We start from the raw sequence: 23,691 nt of genomic DNA on the forward strand, positions 1-23,691 counted from the left end.
GTCTCCGTTGCGTCAATTCGTGTGCGCCGGGCTTGCGTTGCGTTTGCTCTGCTTTGCCACGCGCGTCACGAGTGCCGCTTTATCGATACCGTCTTCCCCTGGCGCTGCGGATTCTGAGGTCCGTATGCGCACCGAGTGATCCGCCCTGATATCAGGCATTGACTTAAAACTGTACGCCGGATGGCGCTCCCGTTCAATAAGAAGTCGCAATAACCATACATGGCGTGCCCGATTTTTGCTTTTATCTCCGCCATGCCGTTTCAGGCCTCTTCCGCTCCCCGGTTGCGAAGAGAGTGTTGCAGGTTCGGCGCAGAGTGCTTCGTGTTCTGTCACATCTGTCGTGCTTTGCGTTTACCCGAATACCGTTTGCTCACTATTTGCCGCTCTGCGGCGGAGTCCACCATGGATCGTATCGATGCCGTTCGTCTTGCCAGTTTCTCCGTTGCCGGCGTTCCAGGCGCCACCGCCCCGTTCGACGCGCCCGCTGCCGGCACGCTGTCCGGGCGCATGGACATCGTATTCATCGAGGACTTTATCGGTCAGACGATCATCGGTATCGATTCCAGCGAGCAACATGTCCCGCAGCCGGTGAGGATGAACCTCGCAATCGGTGTTCCCGTTATTCGCGCGTGTACGACCGATCGCATCGAGGACACGATCAATTATGCAGCGGTACGCGGTGCGCTGCATGCGCTGCTCGCGTCGCATGGCGTGCGTCTGCTCGAAGCGCTTGCCGAAGCGGTGGCACGCCTCCTGATCACCGAGTTCGGCGCTCACTGGGTGCGTGTCGCGCTCGCCAAACCGGCCAAGTTCGACGACGTGTCGGCCGTCGGCGTGCAGATCGAGCGGCAGCGCAGCGATATACCGCAAGCGGCCACCGGACTTATGGGCTATGCGTCGCTCGGGGCAGGGCTGATTCCGGATCGAACATAAAAGCACCGCGGTGCACGCCGGTGCCCGATGGATGGCGCCGCGTGCACGGTGCGCTTGCGTACTTAGCCCGCTATTTCGCTGATGCAGTCTTGTCGGGGCCTAACCCACAGCTCCGGTACGCTTCGGTCTGCAGCGCGCGGAATTTCTTCGTCTGCGCTTTCGCGTGGTCGACACGAAACTCCGAACCGCCTTCACCGCCCAATGTGGCGTACTTCGAGAAGGTCGACTGATCGACGAACTCGTCGTAGGACAGCGTGGTTGCCATCTTGTCGATCACGCACGAGCATTTATATACGTTCACAAAATCGTGTCCGTTGTCGTCCATGCAACTCAGCACGTATTCGACGCGTCCCTGCGTCGGGTAGTTGTAGCCTCCCGCCGGGGCCGGCGCCCTGGGCGCGTCGCCGTCCGCCCAGGCGAGCGGTACGGCGAGCGCGATGCAGGCACAGGCCGCCAGCACGCGACTTCGTATGGTCATCTCATGCCTCTAAGAGAGGATTCGCACGGCAACGAAGGCCCGCGCGACAGCGGACCCTCGTCGCATCCACGCGAATCCGCGCACCGTCAGTTCGGTGCAAACGGATGCGCGACGCTGCCTTTTTTCGCCACCACCTCCGCGGCGCTCGGTTCGCCGGCGACGGCGCGCTTGATCGCCTCGCGCGTCGCCTGGTAGTTGAACTGCTGGATCTTCTTGTCGTCGTCCGCCTGCCAGTGAATGAAGACGCCGACGCACAGGAACAGATCGTCTGCCTCGTCCTTCGGGATCGTGCCGTCCTCGACGCTGTCCGCGACAGCGAGCGCAACGGCATGCTGCGCAGGTCCGAACATCTGCACGGCCTGCTTGGCGCCCTTGATCGTCACCTTGTTGAACAGAATCGTGTTCGGCTTGGTGAGCAGGTTCGGCGCGACGACGGCGAGCAGCGACGTGAACCCATCCTTGTTATTGGTGAGCGCATTGCAGAACGCGGTTTCGGCAGCCGAGCCCCGCGGTCCGATCAGCAAGTCGATGTGTGCGACCTCGTTGCCGTCGCCGACGAGCGACTCTCCTATCAGGACGCGATTTATCTTGGCCATTCTGTTCCTCCGATGAGTGGAATAGGGACTTGCTGACTAACTGACATGTCGCCCAAGGCGGCGCGGGTCCGCGATCGCCGGGCGGCGTGTTGATGCACGGTGGCACTAACTAACAGGATCCGTGCCAGAGCGCGATACGCGCGGCTGGCGTGGCGGGCGCGGGTGTAAGCCGGCGCTGCTGGCGGGGGCGAGGCAGCCGGCGACGAACAGCGTCGCCACCGTCAGGTCCGCACTGGTGCCGGGGTTGATGGCGTGCGCCTTCAGTTCGGCATCCCATGCATCGAGCGGTTGGGCCGCTGCGTCAGGGCGCTTTTGCGCGAGCGCGTGGCGCCATTGCGCGTGCTGTTCGCGTGCCGCAAGCGTGACACTCTGCGCCACGGCCATGCCCTGCTTACGCACAATGTGAGAGTCGGGCCAACGGCCGAGGAAGCTGAGAAAGACGTTGAGCGTGGCGATCCGCGGCTGATCGGCGGGCACTTCGCGGAACGCGGCGAGGCCGGTTTCGAAGATGTCGCGAAAGTCTTCCGCATATTGACGGGCGATGCTGTCGCGCCCGGCGGCGAGCGCCATTGCGTCGCGCAGGCCGACCGTGGGCAAAGTGTGGACCGATTGCTCGGGGGCGTCGCCGAGACCGCCGGGATTGGCCAGCGCAATCGCGCGGTACGCGAGGCGCGTGTCGTCGAGGTCGAGCCGCGCGAGTACGCGCCCGGTCGCCGCGCGCCAGTCGGGCGACAGCGGGCGCGCCGTTTCCTCCAGCGCCGCGGCGAGCGGGGCGACGAGCAGCAGAATGCCGAGGTTGGTGTTGCAGCCGACGGCGTCGCGCGTGCGGGTGACCGCATCGAGCACGCGCAGGCCGACCGGCGCGCCGCGTGCGAGCAGCGCGTCGGCGGCGACCTCTGCGCTGATGATGAACTGGGCCGCGCGCATTCCGTGCCCGTCGCTTTGCACACTGACGTTGCCGGGTTTGGGTACTTCCACATCGAGCCGGCAGGCTGCGAGGAACGCGGCGTGAACGTGCTCGAACGCAACGAAACAGGGCGGCTCAGCCATGGCGTCCATGCAACGCCAGGACCGCAGGCTCGCCGGTATGCGCAAGGCCACCCGCGTCGCGGCGCTGCGCGGGCAGCCTGCGCTGCAGCAGGTCATCGGCGAGCGCCGCTGCGAGATCGACTGAAGTCACCGACTGCAGGCCGCGCCATGCCGCCACGCCGTTGACTTCCAGCACGAGCGGCCGGGCCGCATCGTGCGGATCGGGGATCAGGTCGACGCCCGCATAGTCGAGTCCGAGTGCCTCCGCAGCCCGGACCGCGATTTGCGCGAGGGGGAGATCGAGTTCGGCGGCTTCGCACGTGGCGCCCTGCGCGAAGTTATGAATCCAGCCCTTGCCGCCGACGCGCCGCATCGCCGCCACGGCGCGGCCGCCAATCACCAGCACGCGCCAGTCGAAGCCCGGCTGGCCACCGTCGATATAGCGTTGCAGATAAGCGACTTGCCGATACGGCTTGAGCGAAGGCAGAGGCGTCAGCGCGCCGTGGTGGGCGGCGCCTGCGCCGAGCCGCTTGAGTCCGTGGCCCTGCGAGCCGAACAGGGGCTTGAGCACAACCTGGCGTCCGGCCGCCGCTTCGCGCATCAGCACGCGCTGCGCGAACGCCGCGGATTCGCCGGCCCACGTCGCGGGCGTCGGTACACCGTTGCGATGCAGCAGAAAACTCGTCATCGATTTGTCGACGCTGCGTTCGATCGCGCGCGCGTCGTTGTAGACCGGCACACCGGATTCGCGCAACGCATGCAGGATGCCGAGCCGCAGCGTGACCTGCTCGAAGGTGCCGCCGGCAATGCCGCGTACGAAGACCGCATCGGGCAGCGTGTGGCCGAAGCCCGGCAGCATCAGCCCGTGGGGTTCCCACGTGGTGTCGATCCGGCAGTCCGCGAGATCGATGCAGCGCGCTTCGGCACCGCGCGCGCGAAAGGCTTTTTTCAGGCGGCCGGTGTGCCAGCCCGTTTCGTCGGTCATGATCGCAATGCGCAGTGTCGCTTGCGTGTTGGCGGGGGCCGCGCCGGATAAAGAGCCAGATAAAGAGCCCGGCGAAGAACCAGACGACGAGCCAGGCAAGGAGACGCTCATGACTTGCCACCCCATTGAGCGTGCAGCAACGCCGCGTCGACGCGCCCGCCGTGATACGTCGCGCCGCTTTCGAGGCTGCTCACCCACACTTCGGCGGGGGCGAACAGCGCGGGATCGATCTGGTAGAAGTCGTAGTTGAACGACGTGAAGATGTCCGCGAACGGGCGGCCATAATCGCGCGAGGTCGAGGCGGGCAATTCCGCGGCAAGCCGTTTTGCCACGGCATCGTGCTTCACGGTGAGATGCACGCGACCGCCGTACAGGATCGCGTCGTTGGTGCGGCCCATCGCCTGAATGCCGTCCGGCGCGGGCGGCGGCAAGGGCGCCGAGCCGCCGCCTTCCACGACCTCGTCCAGCGGCACGCCGAGCACATGCGTTTTGTGCAATGCAACTTCCACGACGCGCGCCACCACCTGTACCGTTCCCGCGACAGAGTGTGTCGGCGTGGTGACAAGCGTCAGCCCCTCAGGCGCGAGACCGCAGTCGTGCAGCACCTTGTCGATCACGACCTGCGGCGGCAGGCTGTCGACCTCGAGTACCAGCGTGCCGCGCTCGTGCCTGTCGCGATAGCCGAGTTCGGCGAACAGCGGCTCCTTCACGGCCAGTGCGCGTGCCGGTCCCGATCCGAGCGAAAAAAACTTCTTGCCGCCGGTCTGTTCTTTGGTCGCCGACAGGCTCCATCCGGCGTACTGGCTGCCGAGGCAGGCCAGCACCGGCCACGAGGTGCGGACCTCGATCATGCTGGGCCACAGCGGCTGCGCCTCCAGGCTCTCGCGCACCGTGACATGGCCGAGGCCGCCCATGCAGATGCGGGCGATCAGCACGCCTGCCGCGACGCTGCCGGGCGCGGCGACGCCCGCGTCCACGAGCACGCAGCCGTTTCCCACGTGGCTGATCGCCACGCCGAAGCGAGCCGCATCGCCGACCAGCCGGGCGACAAGACGCTCGCTGAGCGCGTTGACGCTGAGCGCGGCAGCATGGGCGAGGGGCGGCTGAGGCGCCTCAGGAGTGGCATTGGATGAAAGCATAGTCGGGCTCATGGCAGGTTTCGATTCGTTGCAGAACCAGTGCGTGCTGCGCGTCGAGTGCACGCCGCACCGCGTCCACCGACGCCGCGCGCACGAGCAGCGTGCAGACCGGTTGTCCGGCTTCGATCCACGTGCCGGGCATCGGCACGTCGCGGCAGCGCGGGTCGTGCAGGCAGGCGTCGCTGAAGCCTTGGGACACGGCGAACGGATGCGGCGCGAACAGCACCCGTTGACCGGCGCGCCACGCTGCGGGCGCAGGCGTTTCAGGTGCCGGCAGACGGCCGTAGCGGCAGGCTTCGATATGACACGCGAGCAGTCCGCGCGGCCACGCTTCAGGCGACGCGGTTTCGTAGAGCGTCATCGTCGACGAGGGACGGGTGTTGATTTCGAGCAGTTCGAAGGCGTCGCCGTCGAGCAGAAAGTCGCAGCTATTGATGCCGGTGAGGCCGGTCCGCGCACAGAGTGCTGCGATTGCCGCACACACGCGTGCCTTGACGGCCGGCGGCAGATCGATCGGACCTATCGACCCGGCATGCACGAAGGGCAGGTTGCCCATCTCGCAGGTGAGCTGCTCAGCGAAGCCGAGCACGCGCGCGCTGCCGCGAGCGGCAATAAACAGCGCGGATAGGGAGCGGCCGCTGCTTTGGCGCTGGAAATAAGCCTGGGCGGGAACGCGAGAATCGCTGAACGCCGTGACCGGTTCGATATGCGTTCCGCCGCAGCCGTCCGCGTGTTTGACCAGCCAGCCTTGCGCCGCAGCGGGCCGCGTGAACGCGACCGCCGGATGCGGAATAGCCAGCGCATCCAGCAGCGCAAAAAACCGCTGCGGCTCGCGCACCGCGGCCGTTGCCTCCACGGGATTGCCGATAAAGCGGGGCAGGCCGTGCGCGCGGCACAACTGTGCGACGAACGGCTCGAGCCCGCTGCCGTCGATCCAGCCGATCAGGCGCGGCAAGCGCGCGGTGCGTTCGAGCGCCTCCATGAGCCGCACGCCGTCGATCGACAACGGGCCACCGCTAATGTCAAACCACAGTTCGGAGGCTTCGCGGGTGTCGCGGTCGCCGAAGATGTCGAGCGCGGCGACGCGCAGGCCCGCGCGCGCGGCGGACTGTGCGAGCATCCGCACGGACAGTCCCGCCACCGCGACGAATGGCGCATGCGAGAGCGACGGACGCGAGTTCATGGCGACTCCGATATCGACGGCGCGCGGATCGTCACGCGGCGCGCTCAACCGAGGCCGGCGGCGACGGCGCGGGCTTCGTCGAAAGCTTGCGGGAAACCCAGATAGACCGGCTTGCCGCCCGTGCGCATTCGTGTGAAGAGCCGATGCTCCACCTGATATTTGACGTTGCCGATCGCCAGCGCGCCGATGCCGATTGCGCCGCCGGCAGTCGGCACGCCTTCGATCGGCTTGCCGTCGTTCATCACGTTGACGCCCGCGATGCCTTCCGGCGGCACGGCGTTCACATCCGCGGCGATCAGCAGATGGGCGGCATGCGCAAGATCGGCGGTACTGACGACCTGAACGCCGGCGATGGCCGTGGCGAGTACGATTTCGGCCTCGCCCAACGCCGCGCGCAGTTCCGCCGGTGTCGCCGTGCTCACGCCCTTGGTCACAATGCCGAAGCGCTGATTGATCTCGTCGCTGACGCGCACCGCGCGCGCCTGCTCGACGTGGCTCGCAATCGACACGTCGGCGCCGAGCGAAGCCGCCATCGCCGCGGCCACGCGCCCGACCGCGCCGGTGCCGCCCAGAATCAGCACGCGCTTGCCACCCAGTTCCATGCCGTACGCCTTGGCCAGATGCCGCTCGACCAGCGCGACGAGCGCGGCGGCGGTCGTGTACGAACCGCTCGGATCGGCGAACACCGACACTTCGAACGGCGGGACCATGGCTTTGCGCGCGGTGTCGAGCATGTCGGCGGCGAGCATGACGTCGCGCCCGCCAATGAAGATGCCGGTGCGCAACACACCCTTCGGACCGCGCGAAAAAATCGCGTCCTGAGTCAGATTCGCGACCATCCCGGCCTCGACGCCGCAATACGGCACGATGATCTGGTAGCCGGCGTCGGCGGCCATGTTCACGTCGAACGGACTCATCTGCGGCGTGGCCGTGAGCATGTGCAGGATATAAGGCCTTTCAGTGGGTTTTTCAGTGGTGTCGGACATGGCAGGGGGCTCGTTTCAGTGGCGATCCATGGAGAGCGCAAGGGAAGGGCTCAGGGCTGCGTGTGACTGTGTGCGGTTGTGTGCGGTTGCATTCGGTTGCATTCGGTTGCATGCGGTTGCGTTCGGCTGTCTCCGGCTGAGTGAGCAACCGGAGTTGCGGGCAATGGCGTGGGATCGAGGCGCGTCACGCGGCATCGCTGCGCTGCGGTAGCCGGGCTTCGGCGGCGCGCACCGTCGCGCCGCGATTGCGTCCCGCGACGACCGTGCATTCGATGTGCGGCATGCCACGCGTGGCCGCGCGCGCCGTGGCGAGTGCACACTCGGCCTCGTGCGCGTTGGCGACGATCGCAAAGCCTGTCGGCCCCCACGAACTCTGGCCGATGCCGGCCGTTCGCTGCGCGGCCACGGCGCGCAGCGCGCGCTCGACATCGGGGCTCGCGAACACACCGCCTTGCACGGGGGCAAAGTATTCGCCGATGGTCTGCTGCATCTCCGTGAGGCCATGCGCGAAGGGCACGATGTCGCGCTCCGCGGCGCCCGGCAGAATCTTCATCAGCACGAGATGGCACAGATGCGCGGCGAGTTTTTGCGGAAACGGGGCGAGCGCGGCGAGGCCGCGGCGTTCTTCCGCACCGTGCAGACCCTCGCGAGCGTTGTCGCTGACAAGCAGGACGCGCCAGCTATCCGGAAACGGCTGGCGCGCGAGCAGAGGCGGCACGCCCGGATGCAGGCCGCCGGACGGGCCGCCGTCGACCAGCAGGCCGCCGGCATCGAAGCCGAGGACGCCGATGCCCGAGCGCGCGCCGCGTCCGAGCAGGCTCGCGAGTTCGGCGCTGGTCGCGACGTGGCCGAGCAAACGGACGAAGGCGCTGCCGACCGCGAGCGAGAGTTGCGTGCCCGATCCCAGGCCGCTGTGCGCGCGTGGCGTCTGGGTGACCTCGATAGCGACGGGAGTCGGGTCGTAGGCGGCGTGCAGCCGTTCCAGACAGAGTGCGATGCGCTCGCGTTCCGCATCGGTCACCGCACCTTCGATCTGGTCGCGCCCGGCGAGCCGCGCTTCGACCTGGGTGCCGGCGCCGTCGATCACGAGCCCGAGGCTGCCGAACGCGCGTCCCAGCGAGGCGTTCGGATCGAGAAACCCCAGGTGCAGCCGCGCGGGCGCATCGACGGTCACGCTGGCATGAGGCTGAAGGCGGCGACTGTGAAGCTGCATCGCGAGTGTCCTTGTTCGTGCTTGATTCGTTGCGCATTGGCGGGCGTGCCCGAAGGGCCGTCGTGGCGACGGTGCGTGCCGCGGCGCAGCGGCGCGGCGAGGGACCTCAAGCGAAAGCCGTACCAGGCCCGCGGTGCGGCGCCGGCTTCAACCGCCTTGCGCGGTTTTCGGCGCGTCGTACTTGATATAGCGGAAGCGCTGGTCTTCGGTTGGCGTGCCTTCGAGCGGGCCGCCTTCCGTTCCCGGCTGCCACTGAATGAATGATTCGATCTTGCCGGCGAGCGCAAAGTCCTTGTCCGTGATGCCCTTCGCGGAGTGCGTTTTCAGTTTCACGGTCACGAATGCATAGGAGACCGTGAGATCCGGGTGATGCCACGCGGCTTCCGCGAGATGCCCCACCGCGTTCACCACCATCAGGGTCCCTTTCCAGCCTTCGGTGCGATATTTGCGCCGCAGCCAGCCGTCTTCCAGATACCAGTGCTGTAGCGGACCGACGAGGCGTTGCTGGATCTCCTCGTCGGAATAGACCTGTTCTGCGTTTGCCATGACCGTTGCTCCGCGCGTGTTGGAACCACCCTAACCGTCTAACGCGCAGCAATTGACGGGCCAGTTACACGATCGTGTGCGGGCAGGGGTGTTCTCTCGCAGCTTGCCTCGCGACGGACACGCTTCGTATCGGGGCGTGACACAGAATGTCCCACGTGCCGCGGCGCAGCCGGTTACGGCCGTGACACCGTTGCGCCGGATCGTGAGCGATCCGAAGGTGGTGGGATAGGGCGCCGATCGGCCCAATGCGCCGCGCGGCGTGTGCGGACGAGCTTGTGGCGGCGAACGATGCGCACGGTAGTTCGATTCCGGCACGGAATATGCGTTGGCCGTCATGCGCCGCAAAGCCCGACAACGATCGGGAGAGGGCGCTGATCGTTACCCGCATTCGAGGAGGCGCGCCCGATGCGACGAGGTAGCGTGGGTCATTCGTGAGTTGAACAGCAAGACCATTCTGGAGGAGACATGAACTTACGCACCACGGTTCTTGGGCTCGCGATCCTCGCGTCGGCAGCCTTGAGTTCTATCGTTGCACAGGCCGATTCGCAGCTCGACGGGCTCATGAAAAATCCGTCCAACTGGGCGGCGCAGGCGGGTGATTACGCCAATCATCGCTACAGTCCACTCAAGCAGATCAACGAAAACAACGTCGGGAAACTACAGGTCGCATGGACCATGTCGACCGGCGTGCTGCGCGGCCACGAAGGCGCGCCGCTCGTGATCGGCGACACCATGTATATCCACTCGCCGTTCCCCAATAAGGTTATTGCAATCAACCTGAAGGATCAGACGTTCATCTGGCAGTACCTGCCGAAGCAGGACGATTCGGTGGTGTCCGTGATGTGCTGCGATACCGTCAACCGCGGGCTCGCATATGGCGACGGCAAGATCTTCCTGCAGCAGGCCGACACCAAACTCGTCGCGTTGAACGCGAAAACCGGCGACGTGGTCTGGACCGCGCAGAACGGCAATCCGAAAGCGGGTGAAACCAACACCAACGCGCCGCACGTATTCGGCGACAAGGTGCTGACCGGCATTTCGGGCGGCGAGTTCGGCGTGCGCGGGCGTCTCATCGCGTATGACATCAAGACCGGGAAACCGGCCTGGACAGCCTACAGCACGGGTCCGGACAAGGACATGCTGATGGACCCCGACAAGACGATGACGTATGCCGACGGCAAGATGGTGCCGGTGGGCGCGGACTCGTCGCTGAAGTCCTGGAAGGGGGACCAGTGGAAGCTGGGCGGCGGCACCACCTGGGGCTGGTATGCGTGGGATCCGAAGCTCAACCTTGTCTACTACGGTACCGGCAATCCGGGTACATGGAATCCGACGCAACGTCCGGGCGACAACAAATGGTCGCTGTCGATCTTCGCGCGTGACCTGAATACCGGTGAGGCCAAGTGGGTCTATCAGATGACGCCCCACGACGAATGGGACTACGACGGCGTCAATGAAATGATCCTGTCGGACCTGACGATCGACGGCAAGAAGGTACCGGCCATCGTTCACTTCGATCGCAATGGTTTCGGCTACACGTTGAATCGCGCGACCGGACAACTGCTCGTTGCCCAGAAGTTCGATCCGGCGGTGAACTGGGCTGACCATGTCGATATGAAGAGCGGCAAGCCGATTCGCAACGCGGCGTATTCGACCCAGGCAGCCGGCTCCGACCACAACGTGAAGGGCATCTGTCCGGCGGCGCTCGGCTCGAAGGACCAGCAACCGGCGGCGTACGACCCGAACACGAGCCTCTTCCTCGTGCCGACCAATCACGTCTGCATGGACTATGAGCCGTTCGATGTCGACTACGTGTCGGGCCAGCCGTATGTGGGCGCCACACTGTCGATGTATCCGGGCCCGAACGACAACAACTCGATGGGTAACTTCATCGCGTGGGATGCCTCGAAGGGCAAGATCGTCTGGTCGAAGCCGGAGCGGTTCTCGGTGTGGTCGGGCGCGTTGGCCACGGCCGGCGGCATTGCGTTCTATGGCACGCTCGAAGGCTACATCAAGGCTGTCCGCATCAAGGACGGCAAGGAACTGTGGCGCTTCAAGACCCCGTCGGGGATCATCGGCAACGTGTTCACCTACGAGTATCAGGGCAAGCAGTTCATCGGCGTCTACTCGGGGATTGGCGGCTGGGCCGGCATCGGCATGGCGGCAGGCCTCGAGAAGTCGACTGAAGGCCTCGGCGCGGTGGGCGGTTATCGCGAGCTTGCGAAGTACACGGCGCTGGGCGGCACGCTCTTCGTGTTCGCCATTCCCGGCGGCAATAGCTGAATGAGCGGGACAGTCTGACATGCGCGGCCGGCTTGCCCTTGCGGAGGATCGGGCGGCCGGCAACGCTTTCCGTCATACGAGCCGTTCAGGAATCATCCGGTCCGCGCCTTGTTGCAGATGTGTCGATGAAACGCGTCAGTGCGCGGCCTTACCTTGAAGGAGACATTCGCTTATGAAAGGCCGATCAATCTTGTTGCGGGCGGCACTGCCCGCCATTTTCGTCGTGCTGCCCGTTACATACGCCCAGACCAATCCCGCGATTGCCCAGGTGGCGTACAAGGTGGTCGACGGCAGCAAGGTCGACAGCAATACGCTGCAAGGATGGAAGACCTGGCGCGCGCTGGCCTGCGAACGCTGTCACGGCGCGCAGCAGCAGGGTATGGTCGGGCCGTCGCTAGTCGAGGCGTTCAAGACGCTGGACAAGACCGAGTTTCACCGCACCGTATTCGGTGGCCGGGTGGACAAGGGCATGCCCGACTTCAGCACGAGCCAGATGATGCAGAAGAACTGGGAGAACCTCTACGCCTATCTGAAAGGGCGTTCCGACGGCCAGATCAAGCCCGGCGATCTGCAGGCCCTCGACGCGAAATAGCGCCCACGTCTCTACCTCAGGAGGTTACCGATGCGTCATGGCAAACGAATGCCCGCGCACGTCGCGCTCGTGGCCGCCGCGCTGTGCTATGCGGCGATGGCGAGCGGCGCGGTGCGTGCCCAGGGCGAGGCAATGCCCAATAACGATGGCGCCGACGGCGTGCTGCGGGTCTGCGCGGACCCGAACAACATGCCTTTGTCCAACAACAAAGGCGAGGGCTACGAGAACCGCATCGCAAGCCAGATGGCGAGCGATTTCGGCTACAAGCTCGAATACACCTATTTTCCGCAGCGCATGGGTTTTGTGCGCCACACCTTGCGCGAAAAGGTGCCGGATACCGAGCGCTATAAGTGCGATCTGATCATCGGCGTGCCGAAAGGCTACGACATGACCTCGACCACGCAGCCCTATCTGCGCTCCACGTATGCGATGGTGTTCACCAGGCGGCCCGAGCTGGCCGGCGTCAATACCCCGGACGATCTGCTCAAGCTGCCGCCGGACCAGTTGCACAAGCTGCGCTTCGGCATCTTCTCGCAGACGCCCGCGGTCGACTGGCTGCTCAGTCACGATCTGATCGACCAGGCGGTGTCGTATCAGGTGCAAAGCGGCGACCCGCAGGAGTATCCCGGCCAGATGATCGAAAAGGATCTGCAGGCGGGCAATGTCGACGTCGTGTTCCTGTGGGGACCGATTGCGGGCTACTTTGCGAGGCGCTCCGGCGACACGGTGAAGCTGGTGCCGTTCCCGGCCACGCCGGGAATCCGCTTCGACTATACGATCTCGATGGGCGTGCGCTACGGCGAGAAAGCGTGGAAGGACAAGGTCGATCAATGGATCGGCGCGAACCACGACAAGATCGACAGCATCCTCACGAGTTACGAAGTGCCGCTTCTGAAGCCCATCGATACGCCGGCCGGCAAGCCTGCGGATGGGTCGCCATGACGGGGGCGCAGAGGCGGTTGCGCGGCGAGTGGCGGCGTGTGCTCGCGGTTTGCATCACGTGCGTGGCCTGTCAGATGCATGTTGCTGCGCAGGCTGCGGGCACCGACGAAATATCGCCCGCCGAGCGGCTCATCTTCACGACGGATCATCTGCACGGCATCGAGCAGCAAACCGAGCTCGACTACGCGTTGCTCAGCTCGGACCAGCCGGCGCACAGCACGGATATCGTCAGGGTGCTGGTGGTCAGCCCGGACAACGCCAAAGGCGATGCCCAGGTGTCCGATCACAGCGGAGCGGTGCCGTTGCCGAACAGCGGTTTGCAATGCAACCCCGTGATCATCTATTTCCTCGAGCGCGACATCACGGAGATGGAGCATCTGACGGGCGGCCAGCGCCGTTATTTCCAGCAGCGCCTGCGCCTCGCGCTCGCCGCGGGACCGAAGATCGAGACGGTGACGAGCCAGGTTGGCGGCAAGTCCGTGAAGGCCCGGCAGATCGTCGTGCAGCCGTACCTGGGCGATCCCAATGCGGAACGCTTCGCGCAATACACCGGCAAGCGCTACACGTTCCTGATCGCCGATACGGTGCCGGGCCAGGTCGCGCTGATCCGCACCGACGTGCCTGGCGCGAACAACGATTTCGCGCATCCGCTGCAGACCCAGACGCTGAGCTTCCAGGCCGTGGTGCGAAAACTGCCCCCGCCGCCGCATGCGCCGAATGCGCCTGTGAAGCCGTCTAATGCGCCTCGGGCGAGCCGTTAGCGGGGTCGTGCCAAGGTGAATTTCATCCGCTCGCTGACCTTGCGTCAGTTGCAGATCTTCGTCGTGGCGAGCCGTTACACGAGCTTCGCGCGGGCCGCGGAGGAACTGCATCTGACCCAGCCGGCGGTGTCGATGCAGATTCATCAGCTCGAGGATGCGGTCGGCCTGCGTCTGTTCGAGCGTATCGCGCGCAAACTCACCTTGACCGAAGCGGGAGAAAAGCTGAGTCACCACGCGAGCCGGATTCTCGGCGAGATCAAGGATGCCGAGGACGCGATGACCTCGCTCAAGCAGGCTGATAGCGGCTCGATCGCGGTGGGCATCGTCAGTTCGGCGACGTATTTCGCGCCCAAACTGCTGGCCATGTATTCGCACCTGTATCCCAGAGTCGACGTGCACTTCTCCGTCGGCAACCGCGACGCGCTGCTGCGCCTGTTGCAGGACAATGCGATCGATCTTGCCATCATGGGGCGGCCGCCGCCGGAACTCGACACCACCACGGAGCCGCTGGCATGGCATCCGCAAGTGGTGATCGCGCCGCTTACCCATCCGCTGTGCGGTGCGCGGCGCTTCGATCTGCAGGAACTGCGAGGCGACACGTTCCTGTTGCGCGAACCCGGCTCGGGAACGCGTGCGGCTGCGGAGGAAATGTTCAGGCAGCATCTGTTCACGCCCGTCAAGATCGTCACGCTCGGCAGCAACGAAACGATCAAGCAGGCGGTGATGGCGGGGATGGGGGTGAGCCTGATTTCCCTCCATACGCTGCTGCTGGAATTGCGTACGAAAGAAATCGCCTTGCTCGACGTGAACGGCACGCCAATCGAACGTACGTGGCAGATCGTACATCTGCGGGCCAAGCAGTTGTCGCCGACCTGTACGGTATTCAGGCAGTTTCTGCTCGAGCAGGCCGCCGCGTATCTGGAGCGCGAGTATGCGCCATTTGCCGCGTTGCCCGCGAAGTCCAGAGGGCTGACATGAATGAGCGCGTTGCGCAAGATACGGCGCGGGTGCACCGGCTAACGGTGCCGCACCGCGATACGGGCCCGGATTGCGCCGCAGCGGCACACTGTGTACTGAAAAGGCGTGACAGCGTGACATCCCTCTTCGCGCGAGCGCGTGCTGCGCGTGCCGCCATGCTGGCACAGAGTATGCGAAGACAGACCATCGCAGATTTCACGAGAAGCACGTTCGTCGCGCCGGTTGACGACGAGTCTGATCCTGCAGGACTGCTATAGGGGAGTGCATCGATGGGTTCTGGCGAACTGCTTCAGGACTGGCGTTTGCATGCGCTACAAATCGAAGACGAGATCTCGAAAGCCGTGATCGGCCAGCCGCAGACGATCCGTCTCATCAATGTGGCCTTGTTCGCCCGTGGTCATGTGCTCCTCGAAGGCGGCGTCGGTGTCGGCAAGACAACCGTCTTGCGTGCGTTTGCGCGCGTCGTGGGCGGGGAATTCGAGCGTGTCGAGGGCACCATCGATCTGATGCCGGGCGACCTCGTCTACCACACCTACGTCGACGCCGAGGGGAAGCCGCGTATCGACCCCGGTCCGCTTCTTCGGCACGGCGAGCGGCTGACCACCTTCTTCTTCAACGAAATCAACCGTGCGCGTCCGCAGGTTCAGTCGCTCCTGCTGCGTGCGATGGCGGAGCGTTCGGTGTGGGCGTTCGATCGCGAATATCGCTTCCCGCATATGACGGTGTTCGCCGACCGCAACAAGGTCGAGAAGGAAGAGACCTTCGAGCTCGCGTCGGCCGCGCGCGACCGCTTCCTGTTCGAGTTGAGCATGCCTACGCCGAACGAGGCCGAGGTGCGGCGCGCGCTGGTATTCGATGCGGCGTTCCACGACGTCGACAGGCTGCTCTCACGGCTCTCGCCGGCGATCGTGCCATGGGAACAGTTGAATCAGGTCGGGGCGGCGATTCAGGAGAGTGTGCAGCCGAGTGAAACGATCGAGCGCTATGTCCTGGATATCTGGCAGGCCACGGAAACACCGCAGCGTTTTGGCATTGCGCTCGACGGCGTCGATATGGATCGGCTCATTCTGGCGGGCGCGAGCCCACGCGGCATGAGCGCGCTGTTGCGGGCCGCCCGCGTGGTGGCGTGGCTGGCCGGCCGCTCGCATCTGATACCGGAAGATATTCATGCGGTGCTGATGCCCGCGCTCGGGCATCGCGTGTTCTTCACGCCGATCTATGAACTGCGCCGCCAGGAACTCGCCGAAGCCCTGACCGCGCAAATCATGAACAGGCTCGCCGTACCCTGAACCATGAACAGGACATCGGAGTTTCACTACCGTTTGCCGATGCGCGCCGGGGGATTTCGTCCCGGCTCGCACCCTGGATCGAGCTTCGGCGCCGGTCAGGAATTCGCGATGCACGGCCGTTTGTTCGACTACCCGGATCCGCGCCGCCTGGATCTGCGTGCAAGCGTGCGCGCCGCGCGCTCGGAGTGGCTGGTGCGGGTTCATCTGCAGCGCGCCGCGGTGCCCGTGCAGGTGATCGCCGACGTTTCCGCGTCGATGCACTTCGGCACGCGCCGGACGAAGTTGCAGGTTGCCGCGGACTTTGTCGAGGCGTTGGGATATAGCGCGTTCCGTGTCGGCGATCATTTAGGCATGCTAGGTTTCGATGCCGGCACGCGCGACGATCTCTTCATGCCGGCGCGATATGGCCGGGGCGTCGGCAACGCGCTCGCGACGATGCTGCGCGAAAGCACGAGCGTTGCAGCCGGGAGCGGCGGTATCGCGGGGCTGCAACGCGCGGCTTCGACATTGGCTGGACGGCAGGCGCTGGTCTTTGTTGTTTCCGACTTCCACTGGCCGCTCGTGGAGTTGCCCGCCGTACTCGACCTGCTGGTCCATGCATGCGTGGTCCCGATCGTGGTCTGGGATACGGCTGAGATCGCACCGCCCAACGGCGGTCCGCTGCTTGCGCTCAACGACGCCGAGTCCGCCGGGCAGCGCACGCTGTGGCTGCGCGCCAGCGTGCGCGAGCGTTGGCGAGAGGCCGTCGTGCGGCGGCGTGCGGAACTCTCGGCGGTATTCGGCCAGCACGGGATCCAGCCGTTTTACGTCGAGAACGTTTTTGATCCAGAGGCCATGTCGCGCTACTTTCTGGAGGCGATCGCATGAGACCTGGTGCGCGCCGGACTGGCAGATCGGGTGGTTTAATTCGCCGCGCGCGTGTCGCGACGATGTTCGCCGCCTCGTTAACGCTGGCCCCGGTGATGAGCATCGCCGCGACCCCGGCCGCTGTCATACAGCCGACGGTTCAACAGCCGCGCGCATTCGGCTACCTGCTTGGAGATGTCCTCACACAACGCATTCTGCTGCCGGCCGGCGATCACGATGTGGGTTCGGTGACGCCGCCTTCCATCGGCCGCACCGGCGCGTGGCTCGAGCGCCGGCTTGCCCGGTTCGAAACCGATGCTGAGGGCCGCCGGTGGATGGCGATCGACTACCAGGTCGTCAACGTCGCGCCGACGCTCACCAGGGCTGCATTGCCCGCGTTGACATTGACGTCGTCATCCGGCGCGACGCTGCAGGTTGCAGAGTGGCCGCTGAGCATCGGCCCGCTGACGCCCGCCGACGCCTTCAATGCCGGCGACCTGCAAGGGATGCGGCCCGACCGGCAGGTACCCCCTGTGCCGACCGCGCCGCTGCGCCGGCAGGCGAGCCTCGCATCAGGCTTGCTGCTGCTGGCTTTGCTGTCGTGGGCAGGCTGGTGGCTGTGGCGCGGCTGGCGCGAATCGGCCCGGCTGCCGTTCGCGCGCGCCTGGCGGCAGATGCGGCGGCTCGACGGAGCGAACGCAGCTACGTCCGCGGAAGCGTGGCTCTGCCTGCACCGCGCGCTGAACGAAACGGCGGGGCACGTCGTTCACCAGGGCTCGCTGCCCAGTCTGTTCGCTCGAGCGCCGTATTTGCAACCGCTCCGCGAGCAACTCGAACAGTTCTATCGGCAATCGACCGAGCGATTCTTCACGCCTGCACCGGCGGTCGCCCCTTATCCGCTGCAGGTGCTGTGCCGGGCGCTGTATCGCGCAGAGCAGCGTCATCAGCGATGAACATGGCATTCGATTTTGCCTATCCGTGGCTGCTTTTACTGCTGCCGCTGGCCGCGCTACCGTTGTTGCCACGGCGCGGCGATGCGCTGCCATTCTCCTGGGTCGCGTGGCTGCCGGACGATCGCGTCGGGCGGTGGATCGGCTTTATCGGGCGGGGCAGCGCCGTACTGGCGGTGGCGGCGATTGTCGTCGGTCTGGCCGGCCCAGGGCGCTCGCACCGGCAAGTGTTGCGTACGGGCAGCGGGGCGCAAATTCTGATCCTGATGGATCGCAGTGCGAGCATGGATGAAACGATGAATAGCAAAGGCGTGGAGTCGTCGGCGGGCGAATCGAAGAACACGGTGGCGCGTGCTTCGTTGACCGGATTCGTTGCCCAACGGCCTAACGACCGGCTCGCGTTCATGATGTTCGGCACGAGCCCGGTCCTTGCGATGCCGTTCACCTACGACCATCGCGCGATCGAGGCGGCGATTGCGGGCACCGCGGTGGGCCGCGGCATGCCGGACACGCAACTCGACCGCGGGTTGCTGGCGGCGATCGGCGAGTTCGATGGGCGGGCGTCATCGGCCCGGCGGGCGATCGTTCTTGTCTCCGACGGCGGCGCGAAACTCGACGCGCCGGTGCGGCGGCTTATCCAGGATGGACTGCTGCGCAACCAGATCGCGCTTTACTTTATCTATTTGCGCAGCAGCATCTACAGTCCCGATCTGAACGCCGCGGTTCCCGCGCGCGAGTCTTCGGCCGAAGCTGAACTGCATCGCTACTTCGTCTCGCTGAAGACGCCTTATCGTCTTTTTCAGGCCGGCAATGCGAAGACGATGATGGATGCCATGGCCGAGATCAACCGGCAGCAAAACGCGCTGACGTCATTTGTCGAGCGTTTGCCGCGGCAGGATCTGAGCGCGTATTGCTTCGCGGTGGCGCTGTTGGGTTGCCTGCTGTTGCTGGCTTTGCGGCTGTTTCAGGTGCGAGCCTGGTCATGAAGCGCACGCCGATTCACGTCATCTTCGCGACAGTCGCACTGGCGTGCGCCGCGGTGGCAGCGTATGACTGGGCACGCCTGCAACATGCGCAGCATGTCAATCAGGCGGTTGCCGCCGCCGCGGGAGAAATGACCAAAGCAGCGGACAAAGCAGGTACGACAGGTACCCCGGGCAACAGCCGCAGCAGCGACGACACCCGGGAGGTCAGACTCGCGCGCGCAATGGCGCTGTCGAAAGCGGGCGCTTACGATACGGCCGGCCCGCTCTTCGAGGAACTGATTCGCGAACGCCTCGACGACGTGGGGCGCGCGGCGCTGTTCGATCTTGGCAACATGTATCTGCGTGAGGGTATGGGCAACAGCGCGTCCGGCACCGTTCAGTCGGTCGCCATGATCGAGGAGGCCAAGGCGCGCTACCGGACCTTGCTGCGTGCAGCGCCGGACGATTGGGACGCGCGTTACAACCTCGAGCGGGCGCTGTGGCTCGCACCCGAAACGCGTTCCGCGCCGGACTCGCCCGATGTCAAGTCGCAGCACAACGTCAAGGTGAGCGACCCGCAAAGCAAGGATCTGCCGTGAGCTTCGGCGCGCAGGCGCGTGATTTTTTCGGCAGGCGCCACTGGATGACGTCGGTGGCGCTCGTGTTGCTGATCGCGGCGGTCGCCATGCCACGCGTGACACTGCCGCGCAATACGTTCAGCTACATCGTTACGTTCGATATTACGCAAAGCATGGACGTCGAGGACGTCATGCTGAATGGCGCCCCGGTGAGCCGGTTGGTGTTCGCGCGGGCTGCGATGCGCGACGCGCTGGGGCAATTGCCTTGCGGCTCGAAGATCGGCTGGAGTGTATTTACCGGTCAGCGGACATTGCTGCTGCTGCCGCCCGTCGAAGTCTGCAGCAACTATGACGCACTGCTTTCGTCGCTCGACAGGATCGACTGGCGCATGCGCTGGACCAACTGGAGCCGCATTGCGGAAGGCGGCGTCTATTCCGCGGTTCGTGTGGCGCGGGATGTCGGTCACGGCGCGGCAGTCATGTTCGTCACCGATGGGCAGGAGGCGCCGCCGGTCTTGCCGTCGGATGCATTGAAGCAGGACATCAACCCGGCGGCTCGGGTCAAGGGCTGGCTGATCGGCGTGGGTGGCGATCAGGCCGCGCCGATTCCGCGCACCGATGCGGACGGTACCCGCGACGGCTACTGGCAGGCAGAGGATGTGATCCAGGTTCCGCCGATGCCGGGTTCCGCAACGCCGGCGGCAAGTCACGAGGAGCTGTCCGAATTGCATGGGCAATACCTGGCGGCGGTGGCCGGACAGATCGGCTTCGGGTATCGCCGCCTGTCGGGGGCGGAGTCTTTGAGCGACGCCATGCTCGATGCCCGATTCGCTCACGAGGAGCCGGTGCCGACCGATGTGCGCTGGTGCCCCGCGTTGCTTGCGTTGCTGCTGCTGGTCTGGCGATTCATGCCGGAGTTTGGCTGGGCGAGGCGTCGCGCTGTTGGGAGGTTAGGGGGGCGTTCGAGGGTATAGCATTCTTCCCAACAACGCCTTTCTCCCAGCCGCTGGCTCCGACGGGCGGAAAGGTTGTCTCCACAAGGATTCAGTTCGCCGATTGACGATGGAGTGGGGACGCCGCTCGGGGTGTTTGCTTGATCCCGCTTCTGTCGTTGGCATACTTGCCGATCAATATAGTCATCAATATGCGACACAAGCAGGACTGTGCTCGACAATGATAGGCTTTAGTCTAAATTGTCAGCATAACGAATAATGCCTGGAAGTTCGGAATGCGATCGATATCGATTCGACTGGTCAGTGCCCGGAAAGCAGAACGTTTGCGATGACACCTGTCGCGATAGCAGCGAGTACGTAGTCCCCGTTCACTCCCACCCACTGATACCCGCGCGGTGGCGCTTGCAGTCCATGCCCACGCCAGTCGTCAACAACGTAATTGCGATCGCGGTATTCCACCGGAAGCCGCTCACCCTTGTGCCAGTCGTTATGAGGAATGGGGCCGCCTGGCCCTCCACGCGAGGCGTCGTGCAAAGCAGGCCCGCGACCATATCCATCATGCTGCGCCCCGTGGCCAGGGTTTGGCCTGTCGTGCGAAGGCTGGTCACCGCCGTGGTCGTCATTGTGTGGCTGCGCGAAAGCGGTAACTGAGGCGCCAAGTAGCGAAGCAATCAAAAGCGGTACGATGATTCTCAACTTCATGTCTGTGTCCCAGAGAGAATGACGAAATATCGGTTTAACGGTTGAGGGTGTCTCTGATCGACTTGCTATTTGCTATTGCGCGGCCGTGAGCTTGAGTCCGGGCCGCGACGCTTGTGACGTTTCCTGTTGACCTTTGCGCTGATCGGCTACCTGCTCAATGCCATTTTTTATGACTTCCTCGCAAAAGGCCAGGCGTGCACGATAGTAATCCGCATGCATTTGCGCATCGAGAATTCGCTGCTCCGCCTGGAAAAGCTCCAGACGCAGTTCCCGCAACGCTTTTTCGGCCTGCTTCTCCGGGGTGAGTGCGTTGTGTACAGCCCAGTTTGCGATCCATCTCAGCATGGCGAAGCCCTCTTGTCGTTGGATGCTCTTCCTCAGCCACTTCAAAGGCTATCAAAATACGATGGAGGCGTGTGTTAAATAATGTTTGAGTGTCGCCTGTGATAAAAATGACACATTTCTCCCTCGAAGTGCTTGTATTGCATACACGGTCCTTCGCGGCAAACGCCGTGCTCTACCTGCATCAGAAGTTTGGAGAGTATTCCGTAAAGGCTCACTGGCACGCCTTCTCGATCGATCGCCAATAGATCGCAAATCTGTGTCGGGCGGTTCCCGCCGATTACATCACAAGGTTCAACCCGGAAAATTCGTGACAGGCGTTTGTCGCCCCAGAGAGTGCGAAAACGCATTGATTGCCGAAACTGAATCAACGCACTGAGACCGGGCGACTCATGAAGCGCCTTCGTTGAAGGCGATGACTGCAAGCAGGTCGCGCTGCTTCACGAATGTGTCGATGACTATAGCCAGCAAGGCGCGGGTTCTAGTCCCGTCTGCTTCGCCAGAAAAATCAAAGGGTCACGTCGGACTGCGGCGTAACCCTTTTGTCTGTCCGCCCATGCATGAGCCCGCTGTCGTTTAGTTTTGCGCTGACTTTCTCCTCCAGTCACGAGGCGACATATCAAAAAATTCTCGAAATACGCGGCTGAAATGGGACATGTCGTTGAATCCCCATTTCATGGCAACGTCGGAAATTCTCGTGATCGAACTGACAGGGTCTGCAAGCTCCCTGGCGCAATATTCAAGGCGGGTATTCCAGACGTAGCGCATCAAGGACGAGTCTTCCACCTCGAAGAGTTTGTTGATGTATCGGGGAGAAAGTCCGACCGCCTCGGCTACGGTTCGCGCGTCGAGTCCGGGATTACCGAGTTGCGTGTTGATTTGAGCCTTGACGCGCATCAACGTAAGGGTCTTGACCCGAGACTGAACGAGATCGTTGCTCTTGAGTTTTCCGAGCGTCATCGACAGCAGCGTGATGGCGGTATCCGATAGCTGCTGCATTTCCTGTTCACTAACCGCGCCGATCTGGGATGACATGCCTTCCAGATAGGTGCGCAGGATATTACCCACGCCTTGCGACGTATCGATAGGGATCGCCGTGCGTTGCTCCACACCGACGACGAACTGGTTTAGCGTCGCACGGGGCACGCTGACCACGATTTCCCGCCAGGGTTGATGGAAGGTCAGAAAATGAGGGCGGGTCGCGTCATAGAGCGCAAAATCGCCGGGTTTCAGCGTGACCACTTTACCGTCCTGTTCGACGGATTGCGTGCCCTCAAGCATGAGGATGGCAAAGTACTTGTCCTCGTATTCCGCACGAGCGTGATTGTATCGACGGTTGACTGTCTGGTCAGAGGATTGGATGTCCGAAAGGCGAAGTCTGTCGCATTTTTGAGAGCGGACGTGTCCGACGAAATTTTGCTTTTGGATCGCCGCGATCTGCACGTCGGCAAACAGGCGCAGAATCATTTCTCGCCAGAAGTCGATGCGCTGGCTCGTCGATCCATTTGCGCTGATTTCGATGCAGGATGTGTTCCATTCGACGGTGTCGTTGTTCGTCACAATATGTCGAGCGGTGGCGAGCGCGCTATCCTGTTGCGACATGACTGATGCCTTATGGGAAAATCGGGGGGCTAGAAAGTGTGATCGTTCAAAATCGCCGTGTCCAGATATAGCCGACGCGTAGTCGTCGCTCCAGCATGAAAATGCGTATGTCACACATCACCAGGCGGTCAACCAGGGGACAGAGCACAAACTTCGGCAACGCCAGCTGAATATCAGGCTTCGGAGATTTCAGTCTCCGAAGCCAACAACAAACTAATACAGTGAAGCAGTACTTCGTCTTTGGAACAATCTCACGTTCCTTCCCGCGACGCGCTTCAGGATTTCGGCCAGGTAATGCCGACGCTTCTCATTCCTTTCGCAACATCCATTTCAGGATGCGCAAGCACGACATCTCGGTAGGACGGACTGCCAATGACAGCCGGTTTGAACTTGGTCAGGAAAGCGGTGACTTCTTCCCGAATATCAGCCGGAACTGCGAAGTTATCGTAGCACTCATCCATACACTCAAGTACAGCTCGCCAGTGGACCTCTGTCAGGCCCATTCCGCGGTGCGCGGTCACCATATCGCGCCCTCTGTACTGTGCATTTCCTCCCCAATGTACGGAGAGAAAATCGACAAAATTGATGTGCTCCTTTTGAAAAGTTGATTCGGACATGTGACTCCAGATATGGCCAATGTCGGGATGCTTCATGCACGTCCTTAACACCTCTCCCGCAAATTTGTAAATTGCGTCATAGCCCCCAAGGCGTTCATAGAGGGAAGGTTTTTGTTCCGTGGATGCCTGCGTTTCAGTCATGTTGCGAATTCTCCGTTTGGGTGAGTTTCTCAATCTTCCGATTTGCGTAGAGTCGGCTCTAT

25 protein-coding genes are annotated in these 23,691 nt (G+C 63.5%); 12 read left to right on the forward strand and 13 right to left on the reverse strand.

All coding sequences use genetic code 11. The features are described from left to right. Positions 1 to 402 precede the first annotated feature (402 nt). The gene (locus ACOSV0_RS27775; RefSeq protein ID WP_434115553.1) at positions 403 to 933 is read left to right on the forward strand and encodes a dihydroneopterin aldolase; all 531 of its coding nucleotides are present in this window, start codon (positions 403 to 405) and stop codon (positions 931 to 933) included. A 70-nt stretch (positions 934 to 1,003) separates the two neighbouring features. Here ACOSV0_RS27775 and ACOSV0_RS27780 read toward each other — a convergent pair whose 3' ends face one another. The 9 genes from ACOSV0_RS27780 to ACOSV0_RS27820 form a co-directional block, all read right to left on the reverse strand. Then, the gene (locus ACOSV0_RS27780) at positions 1,004 to 1,411 is read right to left on the reverse strand and encodes a hypothetical protein (RefSeq protein ID WP_434115555.1); all 408 of its coding nucleotides are present in this window, start codon (positions 1,409 to 1,411) and stop codon (positions 1,004 to 1,006) included. Between the two features lie 86 nt (positions 1,412 to 1,497). Continuing rightward, a complete protein-coding gene (gene fae, locus ACOSV0_RS27785) occupies positions 1,498 to 2,007 on the reverse strand; it encodes a formaldehyde-activating enzyme (RefSeq protein WP_434115557.1) in 510 nt (169 codons plus the stop codon). Between the two features lie 105 nt (positions 2,008 to 2,112). Continuing rightward, positions 2,113 to 3,057, reverse strand: a complete 945-nt coding sequence (locus ACOSV0_RS27790; protein WP_434115559.1) for a triphosphoribosyl-dephospho-CoA synthase — start codon at positions 3,055 to 3,057, stop codon at positions 2,113 to 2,115. Then, on the reverse strand, positions 3,050 to 4,021 hold the full coding sequence (locus ACOSV0_RS27795) for an ATP-grasp domain-containing protein (protein WP_434115561.1): 972 nt from the start codon (positions 4,019 to 4,021) through the stop codon (positions 3,050 to 3,052). The genes ACOSV0_RS27790 and ACOSV0_RS27795 overlap by 8 nt, the downstream gene beginning before the upstream one ends. A 107-nt stretch (positions 4,022 to 4,128) precedes the next feature. Further along, entirely contained in the window at positions 4,129 to 5,160 is a 1,032-nt protein-coding gene (gene mch / locus ACOSV0_RS27800) for a methenyltetrahydromethanopterin cyclohydrolase (RefSeq protein ID WP_434115562.1), read from the reverse strand. Then, positions 5,135 to 6,343, reverse strand: a complete 1,209-nt coding sequence (locus ACOSV0_RS27805) for an ATP-grasp domain-containing protein (protein WP_434115564.1) — start codon at positions 6,341 to 6,343, stop codon at positions 5,135 to 5,137. The genes mch and ACOSV0_RS27805 overlap by 26 nt, the downstream gene beginning before the upstream one ends. Before the next feature lie 44 nt (positions 6,344 to 6,387). Further along, positions 6,388 to 7,329: an NAD(P)-dependent methylenetetrahydromethanopterin dehydrogenase gene (locus ACOSV0_RS27810; RefSeq protein WP_434115566.1), complete on the reverse strand. Its 942-nt coding sequence runs from the start codon at positions 7,327 to 7,329 to the stop codon at positions 6,388 to 6,390. A 184-nt stretch (positions 7,330 to 7,513) separates the two neighbouring features. Next, positions 7,514 to 8,542 carry a beta-ribofuranosylaminobenzene 5'-phosphate synthase family protein gene (locus ACOSV0_RS27815; RefSeq protein WP_434115568.1) on the reverse strand — a complete coding sequence of 343 codons (1,029 nt, stop codon included), beginning with the start codon at positions 8,540 to 8,542 and terminating at the stop codon, positions 7,514 to 7,516. A 147-nt stretch (positions 8,543 to 8,689) separates the two neighbouring features. Next, complete coding sequence (locus tag ACOSV0_RS27820; protein ID WP_434115570.1) at positions 8,690 to 9,088, reverse strand: 4a-hydroxytetrahydrobiopterin dehydratase; 399 nt, start codon at positions 9,086 to 9,088, stop codon at positions 8,690 to 8,692. A 465-nt stretch (positions 9,089 to 9,553) separates the two neighbouring features. Here ACOSV0_RS27820 and ACOSV0_RS27825 point away from each other — a divergent pair, with 465 nt between their 5' ends. The 11 genes from ACOSV0_RS27825 to ACOSV0_RS27875 all read left to right on the forward strand — a co-directional run bounded on the left by ACOSV0_RS27825 (position 9,554) and on the right by ACOSV0_RS27875 (position 20,246). After that, entirely contained in the window at positions 9,554 to 11,371 is a 1,818-nt protein-coding gene (locus ACOSV0_RS27825; RefSeq protein ID WP_434115571.1) for a methanol/ethanol family PQQ-dependent dehydrogenase, read from the forward strand. A 172-nt stretch (positions 11,372 to 11,543) separates the two neighbouring features. Continuing rightward, positions 11,544 to 11,963 carry a c-type cytochrome gene (locus ACOSV0_RS27830; protein ID WP_434115573.1) on the forward strand — a complete coding sequence of 140 codons (420 nt, stop codon included), beginning with the start codon at positions 11,544 to 11,546 and terminating at the stop codon, positions 11,961 to 11,963. Positions 11,964 to 11,993: 30 nt separating this feature from the next. After that, positions 11,994 to 12,905, forward strand: coding sequence for a substrate-binding domain-containing protein (locus ACOSV0_RS27835; RefSeq protein WP_434115575.1), 912 nt, complete (start codon positions 11,994 to 11,996; stop codon positions 12,903 to 12,905). After that, positions 12,902 to 13,666, forward strand: coding sequence for a hypothetical protein (locus ACOSV0_RS27840; RefSeq protein WP_434115577.1), 765 nt, complete (start codon positions 12,902 to 12,904; stop codon positions 13,664 to 13,666). The genes ACOSV0_RS27835 and ACOSV0_RS27840 overlap by 4 nt, the downstream gene beginning before the upstream one ends. A gap of 15 nt (positions 13,667 to 13,681) precedes the next feature. Then, positions 13,682 to 14,644: a LysR family transcriptional regulator gene (locus ACOSV0_RS27845; RefSeq protein ID WP_434115578.1), complete on the forward strand. Its 963-nt coding sequence runs from the start codon at positions 13,682 to 13,684 to the stop codon at positions 14,642 to 14,644. A 269-nt stretch (positions 14,645 to 14,913) separates the two neighbouring features. Then, positions 14,914 to 15,933 carry an AAA family ATPase gene (locus ACOSV0_RS27850; RefSeq protein ID WP_434115580.1) on the forward strand — a complete coding sequence of 340 codons (1,020 nt, stop codon included), beginning with the start codon at positions 14,914 to 14,916 and terminating at the stop codon, positions 15,931 to 15,933. A gap of 3 nt (positions 15,934 to 15,936) precedes the next feature. Further along, positions 15,937 to 16,800 carry a DUF58 domain-containing protein gene (locus ACOSV0_RS27855; RefSeq protein ID WP_434115581.1) on the forward strand — a complete coding sequence of 288 codons (864 nt, stop codon included), beginning with the start codon at positions 15,937 to 15,939 and terminating at the stop codon, positions 16,798 to 16,800. Between the two features lie 95 nt (positions 16,801 to 16,895). Further along, complete coding sequence (locus ACOSV0_RS27860; RefSeq protein ID WP_434115583.1) at positions 16,896 to 17,732, forward strand: calcium incorporation protein MxaA; 837 nt, start codon at positions 16,896 to 16,898, stop codon at positions 17,730 to 17,732. Beyond that, a complete protein-coding gene (locus ACOSV0_RS27865; protein WP_434115585.1) occupies positions 17,729 to 18,715 on the forward strand; it encodes a vWA domain-containing protein in 987 nt (328 codons plus the stop codon). The genes ACOSV0_RS27860 and ACOSV0_RS27865 overlap by 4 nt, the downstream gene beginning before the upstream one ends. Further along, a complete protein-coding gene (locus ACOSV0_RS27870) occupies positions 18,712 to 19,293 on the forward strand; it encodes a tetratricopeptide repeat protein (protein WP_434115586.1) in 582 nt (193 codons plus the stop codon). The genes ACOSV0_RS27865 and ACOSV0_RS27870 overlap by 4 nt, the downstream gene beginning before the upstream one ends. 44 nt (positions 19,294 to 19,337) lie before the next feature. Continuing rightward, entirely contained in the window at positions 19,338 to 20,246 is a 909-nt protein-coding gene (locus tag ACOSV0_RS27875; protein ID WP_434116172.1) for an MxaL protein, read from the forward strand. Between the two features lie 279 nt (positions 20,247 to 20,525). Here ACOSV0_RS27875 and ACOSV0_RS27880 read toward each other — a convergent pair whose 3' ends face one another. From ACOSV0_RS27880 to ACOSV0_RS27895, 4 genes are all read right to left on the reverse strand, one after another. Further along, complete coding sequence (locus tag ACOSV0_RS27880) at positions 20,526 to 20,927, reverse strand: RcnB family protein (protein WP_434115588.1); 402 nt, start codon at positions 20,925 to 20,927, stop codon at positions 20,526 to 20,528. Between the two features lie 72 nt (positions 20,928 to 20,999). Continuing rightward, positions 21,000 to 21,272: a hypothetical protein gene (locus ACOSV0_RS27885; RefSeq protein ID WP_172178058.1), complete on the reverse strand. Its 273-nt coding sequence runs from the start codon at positions 21,270 to 21,272 to the stop codon at positions 21,000 to 21,002. Positions 21,273 to 21,845: 573 nt separating this feature from the next. Then, entirely contained in the window at positions 21,846 to 22,871 is a 1,026-nt protein-coding gene (locus ACOSV0_RS27890; RefSeq protein WP_434115589.1) for a helix-turn-helix domain-containing protein, read from the reverse strand. Between the two features lie 275 nt (positions 22,872 to 23,146). Beyond that, on the reverse strand, positions 23,147 to 23,629 hold the full coding sequence (locus ACOSV0_RS27895; RefSeq protein ID WP_434115590.1) for a group I truncated hemoglobin: 483 nt from the start codon (positions 23,627 to 23,629) through the stop codon (positions 23,147 to 23,149). Positions 23,630 to 23,691 lie beyond the last annotated feature (62 nt).

This window comes from Paraburkholderia caffeinilytica (assembly GCF_051027425.1).
Lineage (GTDB): Bacteria > Pseudomonadota > Gammaproteobacteria > Burkholderiales > Burkholderiaceae > Paraburkholderia > Paraburkholderia caffeinilytica_A.

Coding starts and splice junctions, on each gene's coding strand:
- ACOSV0_RS27775 (WP_434115553.1), top strand. CDS start 403: ATGGATCGTATCGATGCCGTTCGTCTTGCCAGTTTCTCCGTTGCCGGC.
- ACOSV0_RS27780 (WP_434115555.1), bottom strand. CDS start 1,411: ATGACCATACGAAGTCGCGTGCTGGCGGCCTGTGCCTGCATCGCGCTC.
- fae (WP_434115557.1), bottom strand. CDS start 2,007: ATGGCCAAGATAAATCGCGTCCTGATAGGAGAGTCGCTCGTCGGCGAC.
- ACOSV0_RS27790 (WP_434115559.1), bottom strand. CDS start 3,057: ATGGCTGAGCCGCCCTGTTTCGTTGCGTTCGAGCACGTTCACGCCGCG.
- ACOSV0_RS27795 (WP_434115561.1), bottom strand. CDS start 4,021: ATGACCGACGAAACGGGCTGGCACACCGGCCGCCTGAAAAAAGCCTTT.
- mch (WP_434115562.1), bottom strand. CDS start 5,160: ATGCTTTCATCCAATGCCACTCCTGAGGCGCCTCAGCCGCCCCTCGCC.
- ACOSV0_RS27805 (WP_434115564.1), bottom strand. CDS start 6,343: ATGAACTCGCGTCCGTCGCTCTCGCATGCGCCATTCGTCGCGGTGGCG.
- ACOSV0_RS27810 (WP_434115566.1), bottom strand. CDS start 7,329: ATGTCCGACACCACTGAAAAACCCACTGAAAGGCCTTATATCCTGCAC.
- ACOSV0_RS27815 (WP_434115568.1), bottom strand. CDS start 8,542: ATGCAGCTTCACAGTCGCCGCCTTCAGCCTCATGCCAGCGTGACCGTC.
- ACOSV0_RS27820 (WP_434115570.1), bottom strand. CDS start 9,088: ATGGCAAACGCAGAACAGGTCTATTCCGACGAGGAGATCCAGCAACGC.
- ACOSV0_RS27825 (WP_434115571.1), top strand. CDS start 9,554: ATGAACTTACGCACCACGGTTCTTGGGCTCGCGATCCTCGCGTCGGCA.
- ACOSV0_RS27830 (WP_434115573.1), top strand. CDS start 11,544: ATGAAAGGCCGATCAATCTTGTTGCGGGCGGCACTGCCCGCCATTTTC.
- ACOSV0_RS27835 (WP_434115575.1), top strand. CDS start 11,994: ATGCGTCATGGCAAACGAATGCCCGCGCACGTCGCGCTCGTGGCCGCC.
- ACOSV0_RS27840 (WP_434115577.1), top strand. CDS start 12,902: ATGACGGGGGCGCAGAGGCGGTTGCGCGGCGAGTGGCGGCGTGTGCTC.
- ACOSV0_RS27850 (WP_434115580.1), top strand. CDS start 14,914: ATGGGTTCTGGCGAACTGCTTCAGGACTGGCGTTTGCATGCGCTACAA.
- ACOSV0_RS27855 (WP_434115581.1), top strand. CDS start 15,937: ATGAACAGGACATCGGAGTTTCACTACCGTTTGCCGATGCGCGCCGGG.
- ACOSV0_RS27860 (WP_434115583.1), top strand. CDS start 16,896: ATGAGCATCGCCGCGACCCCGGCCGCTGTCATACAGCCGACGGTTCAA.
- ACOSV0_RS27865 (WP_434115585.1), top strand. CDS start 17,729: ATGAACATGGCATTCGATTTTGCCTATCCGTGGCTGCTTTTACTGCTG.
- ACOSV0_RS27870 (WP_434115586.1), top strand. CDS start 18,712: ATGAAGCGCACGCCGATTCACGTCATCTTCGCGACAGTCGCACTGGCG.
- ACOSV0_RS27875 (WP_434116172.1), top strand. CDS start 19,338: ATGACGTCGGTGGCGCTCGTGTTGCTGATCGCGGCGGTCGCCATGCCA.
- ACOSV0_RS27880 (WP_434115588.1), bottom strand. CDS start 20,927: ATGAAGTTGAGAATCATCGTACCGCTTTTGATTGCTTCGCTACTTGGC.
- ACOSV0_RS27885 (WP_172178058.1), bottom strand. CDS start 21,272: ATGCTGAGATGGATCGCAAACTGGGCTGTACACAACGCACTCACCCCG.
- ACOSV0_RS27890 (WP_434115589.1), bottom strand. CDS start 22,871: ATGTCGCAACAGGATAGCGCGCTCGCCACCGCTCGACATATTGTGACG.
- ACOSV0_RS27895 (WP_434115590.1), bottom strand. CDS start 23,629: ATGACTGAAACGCAGGCATCCACGGAACAAAAACCTTCCCTCTATGAA.